At 68.6% G+C, this 18,472-nt stretch carries 15 protein-coding genes and 1 pseudogene; 15 read left to right on the top strand and 1 reads right to left on the bottom strand.

What is annotated here, in order from left to right; all coding sequences use genetic code 11:
* Positions 1-3: 3 nt before the first annotated feature.
* From rsmH to lpxC, 14 genes and pseudogenes are all read left to right on the top strand, one after another.
* Positions 4-1,113 carry a 16S rRNA (cytosine(1402)-N(4))-methyltransferase RsmH gene (rsmH, locus tag ABIE51_RS04710; RefSeq protein WP_115841414.1) on the top strand — a complete coding sequence of 370 codons (1,110 nt, stop codon included), beginning with the start codon at positions 4-6 and terminating at the stop codon, positions 1,111-1,113.
* Positions 1,110-1,379, top strand: a complete 270-nt coding sequence (ftsL, locus tag ABIE51_RS04715) for a cell division protein FtsL (protein ID WP_232338521.1) — start codon at positions 1,110-1,112, stop codon at positions 1,377-1,379. Before rsmH ends, ftsL begins: the two co-directional genes overlap by 4 nt.
* Positions 1,376-3,319, top strand: a complete 1,944-nt coding sequence (locus ABIE51_RS04720; protein ID WP_192632413.1) for a peptidoglycan D,D-transpeptidase FtsI family protein — start codon at positions 1,376-1,378, stop codon at positions 3,317-3,319. Before ftsL ends, ABIE51_RS04720 begins: the two co-directional genes overlap by 4 nt.
* The gene (locus ABIE51_RS04725) at positions 3,316-4,788 is read left to right on the top strand and encodes a UDP-N-acetylmuramoyl-L-alanyl-D-glutamate--2,6-diaminopimelate ligase (RefSeq protein ID WP_192632414.1); all 1,473 of its coding nucleotides are present in this window, start codon (positions 3,316-3,318) and stop codon (positions 4,786-4,788) included. Before ABIE51_RS04720 ends, ABIE51_RS04725 begins: the two co-directional genes overlap by 4 nt.
* Positions 4,785-6,170, top strand: coding sequence for a UDP-N-acetylmuramoyl-tripeptide--D-alanyl-D-alanine ligase (locus ABIE51_RS04730; protein ID WP_502913254.1), 1,386 nt, complete (start codon positions 4,785-4,787; stop codon positions 6,168-6,170). The genes ABIE51_RS04725 and ABIE51_RS04730 overlap by 4 nt, the downstream gene beginning before the upstream one ends.
* Positions 6,160-7,245, top strand: a complete 1,086-nt coding sequence (gene mraY, locus ABIE51_RS04735; RefSeq protein ID WP_192632415.1) for a phospho-N-acetylmuramoyl-pentapeptide-transferase — start codon at positions 6,160-6,162, stop codon at positions 7,243-7,245. The genes ABIE51_RS04730 and mraY overlap by 11 nt, the downstream gene beginning before the upstream one ends.
* Complete coding sequence (ftsW, locus tag ABIE51_RS04740; RefSeq protein ID WP_192632416.1) at positions 7,245-8,573, top strand: putative lipid II flippase FtsW; 1,329 nt, start codon at positions 7,245-7,247, stop codon at positions 8,571-8,573. Before mraY ends, ftsW begins: the two co-directional genes overlap by 1 nt.
* Complete coding sequence (murG, locus tag ABIE51_RS04745) at positions 8,573-9,664, top strand: undecaprenyldiphospho-muramoylpentapeptide beta-N-acetylglucosaminyltransferase (protein WP_192632417.1); 1,092 nt, start codon at positions 8,573-8,575, stop codon at positions 9,662-9,664. The genes ftsW and murG overlap by 1 nt, the downstream gene beginning before the upstream one ends.
* Positions 9,661-11,115 (top strand): UDP-N-acetylmuramate--L-alanine ligase, encoded by a 1,455-nt coding sequence (gene murC, locus ABIE51_RS04750; protein WP_425492485.1) that lies wholly within the window; start codon positions 9,661-9,663, stop codon positions 11,113-11,115. The genes murG and murC overlap by 4 nt, the downstream gene beginning before the upstream one ends.
* Entirely contained in the window at positions 11,112-12,098 is a 987-nt protein-coding gene (locus tag ABIE51_RS04755) for a D-alanine--D-alanine ligase (protein ID WP_354503547.1), read from the top strand. The genes murC and ABIE51_RS04755 overlap by 4 nt, the downstream gene beginning before the upstream one ends.
* A complete protein-coding gene (locus ABIE51_RS04760; protein WP_192632418.1) occupies positions 12,095-12,832 on the top strand; it encodes a cell division protein FtsQ/DivIB in 738 nt (245 codons plus the stop codon). The genes ABIE51_RS04755 and ABIE51_RS04760 overlap by 4 nt, the downstream gene beginning before the upstream one ends.
* Positions 12,829-14,064 (top strand): cell division protein FtsA, encoded by a 1,236-nt coding sequence (gene ftsA, locus ABIE51_RS04765; RefSeq protein WP_115841421.1) that lies wholly within the window; start codon positions 12,829-12,831, stop codon positions 14,062-14,064. The genes ABIE51_RS04760 and ftsA overlap by 4 nt, the downstream gene beginning before the upstream one ends.
* A 181-nt stretch (positions 14,065-14,245) precedes the next feature.
* Positions 14,246-15,470: pseudogene (gene ftsZ / locus ABIE51_RS04770) on the top strand (cell division protein FtsZ).
* A 304-nt stretch (positions 15,471-15,774) separates the two neighbouring features.
* Positions 15,775-16,689 carry a UDP-3-O-acyl-N-acetylglucosamine deacetylase gene (gene lpxC, locus ABIE51_RS04775; protein WP_192632419.1) on the top strand — a complete coding sequence of 305 codons (915 nt, stop codon included), beginning with the start codon at positions 15,775-15,777 and terminating at the stop codon, positions 16,687-16,689.
* Positions 16,690-16,909: 220 nt separating this feature from the next.
* Here the strand turns inward: lpxC and ABIE51_RS04780 are convergent, their stop codons facing one another.
* Entirely contained in the window at positions 16,910-17,365 is a 456-nt protein-coding gene (locus ABIE51_RS04780; RefSeq protein WP_115841424.1) for a DciA family protein, read from the bottom strand.
* On the opposite strand from ABIE51_RS04780, the gene ABIE51_RS04785 reads away from it, so the two are divergent.
* Entirely contained in the window at positions 17,364-18,287 is a 924-nt protein-coding gene (locus ABIE51_RS04785) for a M23 family metallopeptidase (protein ID WP_115841425.1), read from the top strand. The two genes, ABIE51_RS04780 and ABIE51_RS04785, sit on opposite strands and share 2 nt — an antisense overlap.
* Positions 18,288-18,472 lie beyond the last annotated feature (185 nt).

Genomic DNA, 18,472 nt, shown 5'->3' on the forward strand with positions numbered 1-18,472 from the left:
GGCATGGAGCGCGGCGCGCTATCCGGCCACCTTCCCGTGATGTACGCGCAGGTGCTCGACGGCCTGGACGTGCGCGGGAGTGGAACGTACCTGGACGGCACGTTCGGGCGTGGTGGTCACGCGCGCGGCGTGCTGGAACGACTCGGCCCCGGAGGCCGCCTGCTGCTCATGGACAAGGACCCCGAAGCGATTGCGGTGGCGATGCGCGAATTCGCGCAGGACGCCCGCGTCGCGGTCTTCCGTGGCAGCTTCGCCGAACTTTCGAACTGGGACGAAACCGCCGCCGGCCTGGACGGCGTGCTGTTCGACCTGGGCGTGTCGTCGCCGCAGCTGGACGTCGCCGAGCGCGGTTTCAGCTTCGGCAAGGACGGCCCGCTGGACATGCGCATGGACCCCGACAGCGGCGAGAGCGCGGCGCAGTGGCTCGCGCGTGCCGATGACCGCGAGATCGCCGACGTCCTGTGGACCTACGGCGAGGAGCGCATGAGCCGCAAGATCGCGCGCGCCATCGTCGCCCGACGCGATGCGCAGCCGCTGGAGCGCACCGCACAGCTGGCCGACCTCATCGCGTCGGTCGTGCCGCGCGGCGACCAGAAGATCCATCCGGCCACGCGCAGCTTCCAGGCCATCCGCATCTTCATCAACCGCGAACTGGTCGACCTGGAAACGGGCCTCGACGCCGCGCTGGCGCGCCTGAAGCCCGGTGGGCGCCTGGCCGTGATCAGCTTCCACTCGCTGGAAGACCGCATCGTCAAGCAGTTCATTGCGCGCCACAGCAAGGCGCCGCCGGCCAACCGCCGCATGCCGGTGGAAGTGGCCTTCACGCCCGTGCTGCGCGCCATCGGCGGCGCGCAGAAGGCGACGGACGAAGAAACCTCGGCGAATCCGCGTGCCCGCAGTGCGGTGCTGCGCGTGGCGGAGAAGCTGGGAATCGGGAACGAGGAAGGCGAGAGCGCATCGGACGGCGTCTCCGACACGGCACAGCCGGCAACGGGCCGTGGAGACCGGCGGAACGCGATGGCGCCCGGCGAGCCGGCACTCCAGCGACCGCGTCTTTCCCGTACCCGATTCCCGGCTGGTGCTGTGGAACTGCATGCGGAGGTGCGCGCGTGAGCGTCCTTCGCCTGCTGCTGAGCGTGCTCGTGGTGGCCAACGTCGTCTCGGCGCTGGCCGTCGTGCAGGCGCGCCATGAACACCGCCAGTTGTTCGTCCAGCTCAGCCGCCTGGAGCGCGCGCGCGACGAGCTCAACATCGAATTCGGTCGCCTGCAGCTCGAACAGGCGACGTGGTCGGAAAGCAATCGCATCGACCAGGTCGCGCGCGACCGGCTGGGCATGAAGTTCCCCGAAGGCGCCGAGACCGTGGTGATCCGCCCATGAACGGCGCATCGCGCAATCCTCGAAACGCAAGCCAGCGCAGCGGCCGAAGCGGGCCGCTCGACGCCGTGCTCGCGCTGCGCGACAAGTTCGGCGGTGGCAACGATCGCGTCGCCGGCAAGGGCCGCGGCCGCGCCTCGTTCAACCTGCGCAACCGGCTGCTCCTGGTGGGCGGTGCGCTCGGCCTGTGCTCGATCGCGCTGGTCGGCCGCGCGCTGGACCTGCAGGTCATCAGCAACGATTTCTACCGCCAGCAGGGCGATGCGCGCTCGCTGCGCGAGATCCCGATCCCGACCTCGCGCGGCATGATCACCGACCGCAATGGCGAGCCGCTGGCGGTGTCCACGCCGGTGGAATCGGTGTGGGCGAACCCGCAGGAACTGCTCAAGAATCCGGCGCGCATTCCGCAGCTGGCCAAGGCGCTGGGCGTGTCGCCCGACGCGCTGACGCGCAAGCTCAGCCAGCGCGCCGGCAAGGAATTCGTCTACCTCAAGCGCCGCATCAATCCGGACGAAGCCAGGCGCATCCTCGCCGCGAAGATCCCCGGCGTGTTCTCGCAGCGCGAATTCCGCCGCTTCTACCCGCAGGGTGAAGCGATGGCGCACATCCTGGGCTTCACCAACATCGACGACCTGGGCCAGGAAGGCCTGGAGCTCGCGTTCGACGACTGGCTTCGCGGCAAGCCGGGCGCCAAGCGCGTGATCCGCGACGGCGCCGGCCGCATCGTCGAAAGCGTGGACCTGGTGAAGGCCGCCGAACCGGGCCGCGACCTCACGCTCACCATCGACCGCCGCATCCAATTCCTGGCGATGCGCGAACTGCGCAGCGCGCTGGAGCGCACTGGCGCCAGCAGCGGCTCGACCGTCGTGCTCGACATCGCCACCGGCGAAGTGCTCGCGATGGCGAACCTGCCGACCTACAACCCCAATGCGCTCTCCGTTGGCAATCCGGACACGCACCGCAACCGCGCCGTGACCGACGTGATCGAGCCCGGCTCGACGATGAAGCCGCTGACCGTCGCCTCCGCGCTGGAAGCGGGCGTCATCACGCCACACACGAAGTTCGACACGAATCCGGGCTGGATGCCGAACGGCAAGTACCGCACGACCGACCACCACAATTACGGCGTGCTCGACACCACGGGCGTGATCACCAAGAGCTCCAACGTCGGCGCGGCGAAGATCGTCGCCAAGGTGCCGAACCAGGAGTACTACGAGTTCCTCAAGCGCTTCGGTTACGGCCACAAGACCAACAGCGGCTTCCCCGGTGAGTCGTCGGGCGTGCTCGCGCCGCCGTCGCGCTGGAGCGGCACGACCAAGCAGACGATGTCGTATGGCTACGGCCTGTCGGCCACGCCGCTACAGATCGCGCAGGCGTACGCCGCGCTGGGCAACGGCGGAAAGCTGATCGCGCCGACGTTCGTGAAGGGCGAGCGCCACGAACCGGTGCAGGTGCTCGACCCCGCCATCGCCGGAACGATCATGCGCATGATGCAGACCGTGACCGAGCCCGGCGGCACCGCCACGCAGGCGGCGATCCTGGGTTACCACGTCGCCGGCAAGACCGGCACGGCGCGCAAGTTCAACGAGTTCGGCGGCTACTCGCGCCGCTACGTCTCGTTCTTCGCCGGCGTCGTGCCGGTGAACAATCCGCGCTTCTCGATGGTGGTGGTGATCAACGATCCGGATCCGGCGAAGGGCTACTTCGGCGGTTTCGTTTCCGGCCCGGTGTTCAAGAGCGTGATGGAAGGTTCGCTGCGACTGATGGACGTGGCGCCGGACGACATCGACACCTGGATGGCCGCGCAGGCCGCCGCCGAAGCCAAGCGCGCGAAGGCCAACGGCGGCAAGCCGACCGGCACCGTGCTGCCGGCACCGACGCATGCCTCGGCCGCGCTGCCCGCGCCGGTCGGGCTGGTGACGCCGCCTGGAGGTGCGCGATGAGCCGCCTCATGCCGCTGGCCGAACTGCTGCCGGACGTCGCCGGCATTCCGCCGGAACTCACGATCACCGGCCTGGTGCTCGACAGCCGCGCCGTCCGCCCGGGCAACGCGTTCGTCGCGATCGCCGGCTTCGGTGCGCACGGGCTGCGCTTCGTCGACCAGGCGCGCGCGGCCGGCGCCTCGGCCATCCTGTTCGAGCCGCCCGCGCCCGACGACCTGCCAGCGCCGCACGACGCGATCGCCGTGCCGGGCCTGCGCTCGCGCCTGGGCGAAATGGGCGATCGTTTCCACGGCCGCGCCACCGAGGCGATGACCGTCGTCGGCGTCACCGGAACCAACGGCAAGACCTCGACCGTGCAGCTGCTCACGCAGGCGTGGCACGCGCGCGGGATCGTCAGCGGCAGCGTCGGCACGCTCGGCGCGGGCCTGTACGGGCATGTCGTGCCGACCGGGTTCACCACGCCGCTGGTGCTGCAGACGCACGAACTGCTCGCGACGATGCACGACGACGGCGCGCAGGCCATCGCGATGGAAGCGAGCTCGCACGCGCTCGACCAGGGCCGCGTCGATGGCGTGCACTTCGACGTTGCGGTGTTCACCAACCTCACGCGCGACCACCTCGATTACCACGGCGACATGGCGACCTACGGGGCCGCCAAGGCGCGCCTGTTCGCGTGGAAGGGCCTGAAGGCGGCCGTCATCAACCTCGACGACGCGTTCGGTCGCGAGCTCATCGCCACGCTGCCGCACGACGTGCGCGCGATCGGGGTGAGTTCGCGCGGCGATGCGTCGGCCACGCTGCAGGCGCGCAACCTGCGCTTCGACAACGCAGGCATCGGCTTCGACCTGGTCGTGGATGGGCAGTCGCATGCGGTGCAGTCGCCGCTGCTCGGCCGCTTCAACGTCGACAACCTGCTCGCGGTCGCCGGCGTGCTCATCGCGCTGGGCGACGCCCCGGCCCAGGTCGCGGGAACGCTCGCGACGCTGCAGCCGATCCACGGCCGCATGAATCGCCTCGGTGGCGATGGCCGCGTGCCGCTGGTGGTCGTCGATTACGCACACACGCCCGATGCGCTGGAGCAGGCGTTGTCGTCGTTGCGCGCGCATGTGCAGGCGAAGCTGATCTGCGTGTTCGGCTGCGGCGGCGATCGCGACCGCGGCAAGCGCCCGCAGATGGCGGCGATCGCGGAACAGCACGCCGACGTCGTCATCGTGACCGACGACAACCCGCGTTTCGAGAACGGCGACGTCATCGTGGCCGACATCATGGCCGGCTTCGCGCATCCCGAGCGCGTCACCGTGCAGCGCGACCGCGCCGCGGCGATCGCGCACGCGGTGGGCACGGCCGGTCCGAACGACATCGTGCTGATCGCAGGCAAGGGCCACGAGCCCTACCAGGACGTGCAGGGCGTGCAGCATCCCTTCGACGACACGCAGGTGGCGCGTTCCGCGCTGGAGGCTCGCCAGTGAAAGCGCGCAAGCTCTCCGACATCGCCCGCATGACCCGCGGCCGCCTCATCGGCGAGGACCGCATGGTCGACGCGATCGCCACCGACACGCGCGCGCTGCCGCACGGCGGCGCTGCGCTGTTCGTCGCGCTGAAGGGCGAGCGTTTCGACGGCCACGACCACGTCGCGAAGGCCGCGCAGGCGGGTGTTGCCGCCGCGCTCGTGTCGCGCGAAGTCGATGCTTCCGTGGCCCAGATCGTCGTCGCCGACACCGAACGCGCGCTGGCCGACTTCGCCGCCGCCGTGCATCGCGAACGCATCGAAGCCAATGCGCAGAAGGTCGTCGCGATCACCGGCAGCAATGGCAAGACCAGCGTGAAGGCGCTGACGCTGGCGATCCTCGAGCGCGTCGGCAAGACCTTCGCAACGCCGGGCAACCGCAACAACGAGATCGGCCTGCCGCTGGCGGTGATCGACGGTCCGGACGACGCCGTCTTCGCCATCTACGAAATGGGCGCCGGAAAGCCAGGCGACATCGCGTACCTCACCGACATCGTGCGTCCCGACGTGTCGATCGTGAACAACATCGCGCCCGGTCACCTGGAGCGCATGGGCAGCCTGCTCGGCGTGGCCGACACGAAGGCGGCGATCTACGACGCGCTGCCGGGCGAGGGCGTGGCAGTGATCAACGCCGACGACGCGTTCGCGCCGTACTTCGCCGAACGCGCGCACGGCCGTCGCCTGCTGCGCTTCGGCCTCGAATCCAGTGCGGATCTCACCGCAAAGAATATCGAGGCGCTGCCGGACGGCTCGCGCTTCACGCTTGTCGCGCCGCAGGGCGAGGCCGCGGTGTCGCTCGCGTTGCCGGGTCGTCACAACGTGAGCAACGCACTCGCCGCTGCGGCGCTTTCGCTCAGCGTCGGCGCGACGCTGCAGCAGGTCGCCGAAGGCCTCAACGCCGCGCGTCCGGTCGCTGGACGGCTGATCACGCATCGCCTCGCCAACGGCGCGGTGCTGATCGACGACAGCTATAACGCAAACCCCGGATCGCTCGCTGCGGCCATCGACACGCTCGCGGCCGGCGGCGGCGAAGCGTGGCTCGTGCTGGGCGACATGCGCGAACTGGGCGCCGACGCCGAAGCGATGCACGCCGAAGCCGGACGTCGCGCGAAAAGCGCCGGCATCCGCCGCCTGCTCACGTTGGGGCCGTACAGCGCGGCGGCCTCGCGCACGTTCGGCGAAGGCGCGACGCACTTCGAAACGCATGACGCGCTGGCCGATGTGCTGAAGAACGAATTGCGCGAAGGCGTCCGGGTACTGGTGAAAGGCTCGCGCGGAAGCGCGATGGACAGGATCGTGGCCGCGCTCGTGGGCCCGCAAGAAGGGGACACCCATGCTGCTTGAACTCACGCGTTGGCTCGAACAACTGCAGAGCCTGTTCGGCCTGTTCGGCTACCTCACCTTCCGCGGCATCCTGAGCGCGCTCACCGCGCTCGCGCTGTCGCTCTGGTGGGGCCCGGCGGTGATTCGCAAGCTCGGCCAGCTCAAGGGCGGCCAGCCGATCCGCAAGGACGGCCCGCAGTCGCACTTCTCCAAGGCCGGTACGCCGACGATGGGCGGCGCGCTGATCCTGTTCACGGTAATGGCCTCGGTGCTGCTGTGGGGCGACCTGCGCAACAAGTACGTGTGGGTCGTGCTGCTGGTGATGCTCGCCTTCGGCGCGATCGGCTGGTACGACGACTGGATCAAGATCGTCAGGCGCGACCCCAATGGCCTGAAGTCGCGCTGGAAGTACCTTGCGCAGTCGGTGTTCGGCCTCGGTGCCGGCCTGTACCTGTGGTACTTCGCCGACGTTCCGGCGGCGACGAACTTCTACGTGCCGTTCTTCAAGTCGATCGCGCTGCCGCTGGCGGGCGTGGGCTTCGTGGCGATCGCATACTTCTGGATCGTCGGTTTCTCCAACGCGGTGAACCTCACCGACGGCCTGGACGGCCTCGCGATCATGCCGACGGTGCTGGTCGCGTGCGCGCTGGGCATCTTCGCGTACGCGTCGGGCCACGCGGAATTCTCGAAGTACCTGCAGATTCCCGCCGTACCCGGAGCGGGTGAGCTGGTGATCATCTGCGCGGCGATCGCCGGCGCGGGCCTGGGCTTCCTGTGGTTCAACACCTATCCGGCGATGGTGTTCATGGGCGACATCGGTGCGCTCGCGCTCGGCGCCGTGCTCGGCACCATCGCGGTGATCGTGCGCCAGGAACTGGTGCTGGTGATCATGGGCGGCATCTTCGTCATCGAAACGCTGTCGGTGATGATCCAGGTCGCCTCGTTCAAGCTCACCGGCAAGCGCGTGTTCCGCATGGCGCCGATCCACCATCACTTCGAGCTGAAGGGCTGGCCGGAGCCGCGCGTGATCGTGCGCTTCTGGATCATCTCCGTCGTGCTCGTCCTCGTCGGCCTGGCCACGCTGAAGGTACGTTGATGAGCGACTCCGCGCGCCAGGCAACACGACTCGACGCGATCGGCGGCCACTTCGACCCGTGGCTGCTCGGGATCTCGTGCGCGCTCGCGTGCCTGGGCGTGGTGATGGTCGGCTCGGCTTCTATTGGCGTCGCCGATGGCCACGACGTCGGCGCGTTCTACTTTCTCACGCGCCACGTCGTGTTCCTCGCCATCGGTCTGGTCGGCGCGGTGTGGGTCATGCGCACGGAACTGAAGACCATCGAGCAGCACAACCAGTGGCTGCTGCTGGTGTGCTTCGTGCTGCTCATCGCGGTGTTCGTGCCCGGCATCGGCCGCAGCGTCAACGGCGCGCGTCGCTGGCTGAACCTCGGGTTCTCGAATTTCCAGGCCGTCGAAGCGGTCAAGCTGCTCTACATCGTCTGGCTCGCCAGCTACCTCAAGCGCTACAGCGAGGAAGTGACGGCGACCTGGGGCGCGATGCTCAAGCCGATCGGCGTCGCCGTCGCGCTGGTGATGATGCTGCTGCTGCAGCCGGACTTCGGTTCGTCCTCGCTTCTGCTGGCGATCACCGCCGGCATGCTGGTGCTCGGCGGCGTGAACATGCCGCGCATGTTCGGCCCGGTGCTGATCGGCCTGCCGGTGCTGGCGGTGGTGGCGATCGCCGAACCGTATCGCGTCGTGCGCCTGACCTCGTTCCTCGACCCGTGGCAGGACCCGTTCAAGACCGGTTACCAGCTGACCAACGCGCTGATGGCGGTGGGTCGCGGCGAATGGCTCGGCGTGGGGCTCGGCGCATCGGTGCAGAAGCTCTCGTACCTGCCCGAAGCGCACACCGACTTCATCATGGCGGTGATCGCGGAGGAGTTCGGATTCCTCGGCGTGTGCCTTGTCGTCGGTCTGTACGCGGGCCTCGCCGGCCGCGCGTTCTGGCTCGGCCTGAAGTGCGTGGAGATGCGCCGTCATTTCGCCGGCTACTGCGCGTTCGGCATCGCGCTGTGGATGAGCCTGCAGAGCTTCGTCTCGATCGGCGTGAACCTCGGCCTGCTGCCCACCAAGGGCCTGACGCTGCCGATGATTTCCTATGGTGGTTCGAGCGTGATCATGACCTGCGCCGCGCTCGGTCTGCTGCTGCGCGTGTCGTACGAACTCGATCGCGCGCAGCGCCAGGTGGCGCGGGTGCGCAACGAGACCGCGCCGCCGTCGGCCGCGAACGATCCGGCCGCGCCGTCGCCGACGGCCGCGCCGATGCCTTCGCGCAAGCCCGCGCCGGTTGCGTCGGCGACGACGTCGCGCGGCACCAGCCGCCTGCAGCAGCGCGTCGAGCCGACGCTGGGGAGGATCGCGTGATGCACGCCGCGACCGATTCCGACCTGCATCCGGTGATGATCCTCGCCGGCGGCACCGGCGGGCATATCTTCCCGGGCCTCGCCGTGGCCAAGGCGCTGAACGAGCGCAACGTCCCGGTGCTGTGGCTCGGCGCGGAAGGCGGCATGGAGACACGCCTGGTCCCGCAGCACGGCATCGCCATCGACACCATCGCCGTGCGCGGCATGCGCGGCAAGGGCGTCGCGACGCTGCTGGCCACGCCGTTCCGCCTCATCGGCGCCGTGCGCGCCGCGATGCAGACGCTGCGCGAGCGCCAGCCGCGCGCGGTGATCAGCTTCGGCGGTTATGCGGCCGGCCCGGGTGGCCTGGCGGCGAAGCTCGCCGGCATTCCGCTGATCGTGCACGAACAGAACCGCGCGCCGGGCCTGACCAACCGCGTGCTCGCGCGTTTCGCGCGCCACGTGCTGACCGGCTTCCCGGACACGTTCCCGAACGAGGAAGTCGTCGGCAATCCCGTACGCGCCGAGATCGCCGAGGTCGCGCCGCCGGCGCAGCGTTTTGCCGGACGCACCGGCGCGCTGCGCGTACTCGTGCTCGGCGGCAGCCAGGGCGCGCGTGCGTTGAACACCGCCGTGCCGAAGGCCGTCGCCGGCCTGCGTGGCCGCATCCAGTGCGAAGTGCGCCACCAGTGCGGCGAGAAGCTGCGCGAGGAAGCCGAGCGCGCGTACGCCGAGGCGGGCGTGCAGGCGTCGGTGGAACCTTTCATCGCCGACATGGCGTCCGCCTACGCGTGGGCCGACATCGTCGTATGCCGCGCCGGCGCGCTGACGCTCGCGGAGCTGTGCGCGGTCGGCGTTGGCAGCGTGCTGGTGCCGTTCCCGCAGGCGGTGGACGACCACCAGACCAAGAACGCGCAATACCTCGTCGACCGCGGCGCCGCGCACCTCGTGCCGCAGGGCACGGCGGGCGACCTGGCGCAGCGTCTGTCGGCCACCCTCGAAATCCTCGGCGAACGCGGCGCCCTGCTGCAGATGGCGCAGGCTGCGCGCGCGATCGCCAAACCCGACGCAGCCGAACGCGTCGCACAACTGGTTCTGGAGCAAGTCGAATGAGTACGGCCCTGCGTCGCCGCCTGCAGCACACCGGCGACCTCGCCAAAGCCTTCCCGCGCGTCCACTTCGTGGGCGTCGGCGGCGTGGGCATGAGCGGCCTGGCCGAAGTGATGTGCACGCTCGGCTACCAGGTGTCGGGTTCGGACAACGCCGACAATGCGGTGACGCGTCGTCTCGCCTCGCTGGGCGTCACCGTGAACAAGGGTCACGCTGCCGCGAACGTGCTCGGCACCGATTGCGTCGTGGTGTCCAGCGCGATCAAGCCCGACAACCCGGAGCTGATGGAAGCGCGCGCGCAGCGCATCCCGGTCGTGCCGCGCGCGGAAATGCTTGCCGAGCTGATGCGCTTCAAGCGCGGCATCGCGGTGGCCGGCACGCACGGCAAGACCACGACGACGTCGCTCGCGGCCAGCGTGCTCGCCGAAGGCGGCATCGATCCCACGTTCGTGATCGGCGGCCAGCTGCTCGCAGCCGGCGCGAACGCGCGCCTGGGCACGGGCGAATGGCTCGTGGCCGAAGCCGACGAAAGCGACGGCAGCTTCCTGCGCCTGAATCCGCAGATCGCCATCGTCACCAACATCGACGCCGATCACCTGGAGAACTACGGCGGCGATTTCGCCCGCGTGCAGGCGGCGTTCGAGGAGTTCATGCATCGCCTGCCGTTCTACGGGCTGGCGGTGCTGTGCATCGACGATGCGGAAGTCGCCGCGCTCGCGAAGAAGACGCCGCGCCACGTGATGACGTACGGCTTCAGCATCGAAGCCGACGTGCGCGCCGAAGACGTGCAGCAGGACGGCCCGAACATGCGCTTCACGCTGTGCCTGCCCGATGCGACACGCACGCCGATCACGCTCGCGCTGCCGGGCCGCCACAACGTGCTCAACGCGCTGGCCGCCGCTTCGGTGGCGTGGCAGCTGGGCGTCGCGGCCGATGCGATCGCGCGTGCGTTGCAGAACTTCGCCGGCGTCGGGCGCCGCTTCAACCTGCTTGCGAGCCCGACCACGTCGAAGGGCGCGACGGTGCAGCTGGTCGACGACTACGGCCATCACCCCAAGGAACTGGACGCGGTGTTCGCCGCTGCACGCGGTGGCTGGCCAGACAAGCGGCTGGTCGTCGCGTTCCAGCCGCATCGCTACAGCCGCACGCGCGATCTGTTCGACGAGTTCGCCGCGGTGCTGTCGACCGTCGACGTGCTCGTGCTGACCGAGGTGTATCCGGCCGGCGAAGCGCCGATCGCCGGTGCGGACGCGAAGTCGCTGGCACGCGCGATCCGCGCGCGCGGCCGCATCGATCCCGTGGTCGTGAGCGGCGCGGCAGATCTGTCGAGCGTGCTGCCTGACGTCCTCAACGATGGCGACCTGCTGCTGATGATGGGCGCGGGCGACATCGGCTACGCCGCGCAGCAGATCGCTGCGAACGGCTTCAACGCATCCAACGGAGAGAAGAAGTGAGCGCGCAGTCCGCAGCGGCGAAACTCGGTCCGACCCGCATCACCGATCCGGCCGCGTTCGGTCGCGTCGCCGTGCTGATGGGCGGCACCAGCGCCGAACGCGAGGTCTCGCTGGACTCGGGCCGCAACGTGCTCGAAGCGCTGCGCTCGCGCGGCGTCGATGCGTTCGCGGTCGATGGCATCCCGGCACTGATCGACGCGATCCGCGCCGGCAGCGTCGATCGCGTCTTCAACATCCTCCACGGCAACAAGGGCGGCGGCGAAGACGGCGTGCTGCAGGGCCTGTGCGAAGCGCTTGGCGTTCCGTACACCGGTTCGGACGTGCTGGGTTCGGCGCTGACGATGGACAAGATCCGCACCAAGCAGGTGTGGCTCAGCATTGGCCTGCCGACGCCGCGCTACGTGCGCCTGGCGAAGGGTGGTGACGTGCACGCCGCCGCGCGCGAACTGGGTCTGCCGGTGTTCATCAAGCCGTCGAGTGAAGGCTCCAGCGTCGGCGTGTCGCGCGTGCTCAGCGATGCCGATCTCGATGCCGCCGTCGAACTCGCCGCGAACTATCCGGGCGAGATGCTGATGGAGCAGCTGATCGTCGGCGAGGAACTCACGGTGCCGGTGCTCAACGACATCGCGCTGCCGTCGATCCGCATCGTCCCGAAGGGCGAGTGGTACGACTACCACGCCAAGTACATTTCCGACGACACGCAGTACCTGTGCCCCGGCCTGGAAGGCGCGGCGGAAGCGGAGATCGGCCGCATCGCGGCGGAGGCCTTCGTCGCCGCCGGTTGCCGCGGCTGGGGTCGCGTGGACTTCATGCGCGATCGCGCGACCGGCCAGCTGTATCTGCTCGAAGTGAACACCGCGCCGGGCATGACCAGCCATTCGCTGGTGCCCAAGGCCGCGCGCCAGATCGGCATCGAGTTCGATGAACTGTGCTGGCGCGTGCTCGAGTCGAGCCTCGCGAACGCGGGAGGTGCGGCGGCGTGAACGCCATGCTTCGCCTCGTCGGATGGATCCTCGCGCTGGCGCTGGTCGCGCTGCCGGTCGTCGCCGTGCTCAACGGCTGGATCGGTGCCGCGCACTGGCCGCTGACGAAGCTGCGTGCGACGGGCCAGTTCGAGCGCGTCGATGGCGTGCTGCTGCAGAAGACGCTGCTGCCGTATGCGCAGCGCGGCTTCTTCGCGGTGGATCTGGCGGGCGCGCAGGACGCGGTGTCGAAGCTGCCGTGGGTCGAGCGCGCCGAAGTGCGCAAGCGCTGGCCCGACGTGCTGGAAGTGACGGTGTTCGAACATCGCCCGTTCGCGCGCTGGAGTGGCGACCTGCTGCTGTCCGAGCAGGGCAGGCTGTTCCCGGCGAAGGGCATCGACGTGCCGAAGGGCCTGCCGCTGCTCGGCGGTCCGGAAGCGCGCGTCAGCGAAGTCGTCGAGCTCTACAACGAGTCGCGCGCGATGTTCGCGCCGATCGGTCTTGAAGTGCGCGAAGTCGGCCTCGATCCGCGCGGCAGCTGGACGCTCGGCCTGGACAACGGTGCGCGCATCGTCGTCGGCCGCAGCGAAGCGCGTGCACGCCTGTCGCGTTTCGTGCGCCTGCTGCCGCAGCTGCTCACGCAGCAGGCGCAGGTGCTCAAGCTCGCCGACCTTCGTTACACCAATGGTTTTGCATTGACGTGGGCGCCCGTGCCGGCGCCGGCGGCAGAACCGCAGCAGCAGGGACAATCATGAATCGCAAGGGTGACAAGTCGCTGATCGTCGGCCTCGACATCGGCACCTCGAAGGTGGTGGCGCTGGTGGGTGAATACTCGCCGGGCAACCCGATCGAGGTGATCGGTATCGGCTCGCACGAATCTCGCGGCCTCAAGCGCGGCGTCGTGGTGGACATCGAGTCCACCGTGCAGTCGATCCAGCGCGCCATCGAGGAAGCCGAGCTGATGGCCGGCTGCGAGATCCGTTCGGTGTACGCGTCGATCTCCGGCAACCACGTGCAGTGCCGCAACTCGCAGGGCATCGCACCGATCCGCGACGGCGAAGTGACCTACGGCGACCTGGACCGCGTGCTCGAAGCGGCCAAGGCCGTGGCGATCCCGGCCGACCAGAAGATCCTGCACGCGATCCCGCGCGACTACGTGCTCGACGATTCGCAGGAAGGCATCCGCAATCCCGTCGGCATGACCGGCGTGCGCCTGGAAGTGCATGCGCACCTGGTCGTGTGCGCGCAGTCGGCGGCAGCAAACATCAGCAAGTGCGTGCAGCGCTGCGGCCTGCAGGTGGACGACCTGATCCTCAGCGTGCTCGCCTCCAGCCAGGCCGTGCTCACCAGCGATGAGCGCGAACTCGGCGTGGTGCTGGTCGACATCGGCGCAGGCACGACCGACATCGCGGTGTTCGTCGGCGGCGCGATCGCGCACAGCGCAAGCCTGCCGATCGCCGGCGACAAGGTGACCGAGGACATCGCGCACATGCTGCGCACGCCCACGCCGGAAGCCGAGCAGATCAAGGTGCGTTACGCGTGCGCGCTGGCGCAGATGGCGACGGCGGAAGAGTCCATCCAGGTTCCGAGCGTCGGCGATCGCCCGCCGCGCCGCATGCCGCGCGCGTCGCTCGCGCAGGCCGTGCAGGCGCGTTACGAGGAGATCTTCGAAATGATCCAGGCGGAGCTTCGCCGCAGCGGCTTCGAGCAGCACGTGCGCGCCGGCATGGTGCTCACCGGCGGCGCCGCGAAGATGGAAGGCGTGGTCGAACTCGCCGAGGAAATGCTGCAGATGCCGGTGCGCGTGGGCATTCCGCAGCACGTGACCGGTCTTGGCGAAGTGGTGGGCAACCCGGTGCACGCCACCGGCGTGGGCCTGCTGCTGATGGGAAGCCAGATCGAGAACCCGCGCCGCCCGGTGATTCCGACCGGCCGCGCGGGAAGCTTCTTCAACAAGATCAAGAACTGGTATCGCGGCGAGTTCTGACGACGCGGCGACCAGGGGTTTTCAAGGAATCGACGCGGCATGGGCCGACGCCGGTTCCCGATCCGGGCAGGGCCTGGATCGAGCGGGCAGGCGAGGCGATGACGGCAGTACTTGCGGTTCCGGCACTACGACGATTCGAAAGCACAGCAAATAACTAGCACTACATAACGAGGACGACGACATGGCACATTTCGAACTGGTTGAAAAAATGGCCCCGAACGCGGTCATCAAGGTGGTCGGCGTGGGCGGCGGCGGCGGCAACGCCGTGGCGCACATGGTCAGCGGCAACGTCGATGGCGTGGAGTTCATCACCGCCAACACCGACGCGCAGGCCATCAAGAACTGCGGCGCGAAGCTGCAGCTGCAGCTGGGCAGCAACGTCACCAAGGGCCTGGGCGCAGGCGCGAATCCGGAAGTCGGCCGCCAGGCTGCGCTGGAAGACCGCGAACGCATCATGGACGCGCTGACCGGCGCCGACATGGTGTTCATCACCGCCGGCAATGGGCGGCGGCACGGGCACCGGCGCCGCGCCGGTCGTGGCGCAGCTGGCCAAGGAGATGGGCATCCTGACGGTGGCCGTGGTCACCAAGCCGTTCCCGTTCGAAGGCCGTCGCCGCATGCAGGTCGCGCTGAAGGGCATCGAGGAGCTGAGCCACCACTGCGACTCGCTGATCACCATCCCGAACGAGAAGCTGATCACCGTGCTGGGTCGCAACGCGACGATGATTCAGGCGTTCCGCGCCGCCAACGACGTGCTGCTCGGCGCCGTGCAGGGCATCGCCGACCTGATCGTGCGTCCGGGCCTGATCAACGTCGACTTCGCCGACGTGCGCACCGTGATGAGCGAGATGGGCCTGGCGATGATGGGCACGGGCGCCGCCCGCGGCGACGATCGTGCACAGGCCGCGGCGGAAGCGGCGATCCAGAACCCGCTGCTGGACGACGTGAACCTGTCCGGCGCCAACGGCATCCTGGTCAACATCACCGCCGGTCCGGACTTCACGATGGCCGAGTTCGACGAAGTGGGCCGCACCATCGAGAACTTCGCCTCCGAGGACGCGACCGTCGTCATCGGCACCGTGCTGGATCCGGACATGCAGGACGAGGTGAAGGTCACCGTGGTCGCCACGGGCCTGAACCGCGCCGTCGCCCGCCAGTCGGTTCGCGGCAACGAGCGCGAGGCGCAGCGCGCCCCGATCTCGCTGGTCCGCAACGCCACGACCGGCCAGCCGGAGTTCTCGGCGATGGACGAAATGCCGACCGCGCGTCCGAGCTTCGGCAACAGTCTGCGCGGCAGCGCCGGCAGCCGCAGCGTGGAACCGTCGTCGGCTCCGGCCGTCGCCGATTTCGGCAGCGACAGCAGCTATCTGGACATCCCGGCGTTCCTCCGCCGCCAGGCCGACTGATGCAGTCGGCCCGCCGTCGGCCCGGTCCGGGCTGACGGCAGGCCCGGGTTCCAACCGGTCCTCCCTCGCCACGGGGAGGACCGGGGTGTCGTCGTCCTTCTGGCCCCCGATGGGGCAGGGGTCGGCCGGTCCGCTACGGCGGGTCCGGCCGGCCGTCTTCCCTTCACGGGATCGTGACTTGTTTCCGTCATGGTTCAGCGTGCGCGGTGCTATTCTTGCCGGCCGTTCAGGCGAGAACCATTTGCACCTGCCTGCGGTCGCACACACGTAACGAAGAAGCACGCCGCCCCCCAAGGTCGCCCCCATGCTGCGTCAGCGCACCCTCAAGAACGTGATCCGCGCCACCGGCGTGGGCCTGCACAGTGGAGAAAAGGTCTTTCTCACGCTGCGCCCGGCGCCGGTCGATACCGGCATCGTGTTCCGTCGCGTCGACCTGGACCCGGTGGTGGAAGTGCCGGCCAGCGCCGAGCTGGTGACCGAGACGACGCTGTGCACCGGCCTGACCTGTGGTCCGGCCAAGATCCAGACCGTCGAACACCTGCTGTCCGCGCTCGCGGGGCTGGGCGTCGACAATCTATATGTGGAACTGTCCGCGGCCGAAGTGCCGATCATGGACGGCTCCTCCGGTCCGTTCGTGTTCCTGCTGCAGTCGGCAGGCATCTACGAGCAGGACGCGCCGAAGCGTTTCATCCGCATCCGCCAGCCGGTGGAAGTGCGCGAGGGCGACAAGATCGCGCGGTTCGAGCCGTACGACGGCTTCCGCCTCGACTTCACCGTGCAGTTCGACCACCCGGCCATCCCGGCGTCGCAGTCGCGCGCCGTTGTCGAGTTCTCCACGGCCAACTACATCCAGGAAGTCAGCCGTGCGCGCACGTTCGGCTTCATGCGCGACCTGGAATACATGCGCGAACGCAACCTCGGCCTCGGCGGCTCGATGGACAACGCGATCGTGCTGGACGAGTTCCGCGTCCTCAACGACGACGGCCTGCGTTACGCCGACGAGTTCGTGCGGCACAAAATCCTGGATGCCGTCGGCGACCTGTATCTCGCGGGTCGTCCGATCATCGGCGCCTACGTCGGCTTCAAGTCCGGCCACGCGCTAAACAACAAGCTGGTGCGCGCCCTCCTGGCCGAGCGTTCGGCCTGGGACGAGGTGAGTTTCACCGAGTCGGACGTGCACGAAGCGCCCGTGACATACGGGATTCCGGCAACCGCCTGAGCGGTTCGCGCAACGCGGCTGGGCACACGCCGCAAGCGTTTTCATGAATTGGGCGGACGTCACAGACGTGAACTCTGCGTGACGCCTTAACTTTTATTTAACGATATTCTTCCGAAAGGTTTCTAACCTCTTAACAAATTCAAGGGGTTAGGCCTTTAGCATGCCCCGAACCCTGGCGTATCGACGTGGCGGCAACAAACCTGCCAACACGACGAAAACTTCAGGTGGAGTCACTGGAGCCGGTGGAACCGGGCTCCTTCAGCGACTCCAGCGCTGCCTGCAAGGCTTGTAGTGCGGTAGCGGAGATGGGTTTGGCTTTCCGGTCCGATTGCGGGGAGGCGATCACCGGCGTTGTCGTTTTGACGATGAGTTCAGCCGCATCCAGCCCGATGGAACGGGCCGCGTCGAGCAGTTCAGGGGCAGCGAGCCGCATCTTGGCTCGCCACACCGGGGCATCGACGACAAACACGAGCCTGCCGCGTTCGTAGTTGGCCAGTCGCGCATGCGCGGCCAGCGACGGCGGCAGGAGCGGGCGAAACCGTTGGTCCAGCTCGTCGAGCCACAAGGCACGACGCACCGGACCGCCAGCGGGCTCGGCGAGCAGCGCATCCAGCGCGGCGCGTGGAGTCGATGGGCCGCCTTTGCGCGACCTGGGCTTGGAATCAGAACTGGACATGACTTATTCAACCATCGTAAACAAAACCCGCGTGCAGCTTTCGTCGATGCTGCAGCGTGCGGGCTACTGGGGCGCACAGCGCCCGGCGCTGGCGATGGCGCTGCTGCTGGGTACCGGCACCGCGCTCGGCGCGGGCGTCACCCTCGCCGACAACGCCATGCTGCGCAGCAAGGCCGACCGGCAGGAGGCGCTGATCGCAGCGACCCGCCGCGACGCCCAACGCGAAATCAATGCCCTGGCCGCCCGCATGGGCGAGCTGCAGGCCGAGGCCAACCGCCTCAACGCTCTCGGCGAACGCCTGACCCGGATCGGCCAGCTGCAGGACGGCGAGTTCGACTTCGACAAGCCGGTCGGCGTCGGTGGTGTCGGCCCGGTGCGCGACATGACCAAGCCCGAGCTGGACGAGGGCATGGCCACGCTCGGTGCGCAGTTCAAGGCGTCCGGTGAGCAGCTCTCGGTGCTTGAGTCGCTGCTGTTCAACCGCCAGCTCGACATGAACTCCGTGCCGGGCCGCGAGCCGATCGCCAACAGTTACATCACCTCCGGCTTCGGCGGCCGCGCCGATCCGTTCAGCGGTGGCCATGCCAACCACAAGGGCATCGACTTCAAGGCCAATGTCGGCGATCCGGTGCTGGCCGTGGCCGACGGCGTCGTCAGCTACTCGGGCGTGCGCTCGGGCTACGGCAACGTCATCGAGGTCGACCACGGCAACGGCTACGTCACCCGCTACGCCCACAACTCACGCCTGACCCGCAAGGTCGGCGAGCTGGTGCGCGCCGGGCAGGAAATCGCGAAGGCCGGCTCGACGGGCCGCTCGACCGGTGCCCACGTGCACTTCGAGGTGTGGGAGAACAACCGCGTCGTGAACCCGCGCAAGTTCCTCAGCCAGCAGTCGCCGCTGAAGATGGAGATCAAGGGCTGAGGCAGGGAGCGGGGCTCCTGCGGGTGGCATAGGCCGCCTCCAGGGATCCCTGGCCTCCGCGGCACGCTCCGGGCGCTCGCCCGATGCAAGGCGGTGCCTTGCAAGCATCGGTCCTCGCCCACACGCTACAATCGGCGCGGCCACAGTTCAGGCTCGATACTTTCGGGGCGCGCGGCGCCCCGATT

This window comes from Lysobacter sp. OAE881 (genome assembly GCF_040546665.1).
In the GTDB taxonomy this organism is placed as follows: Bacteria; Pseudomonadota; Gammaproteobacteria; order Xanthomonadales; family Xanthomonadaceae; genus Lysobacter_J; species Lysobacter_J soli.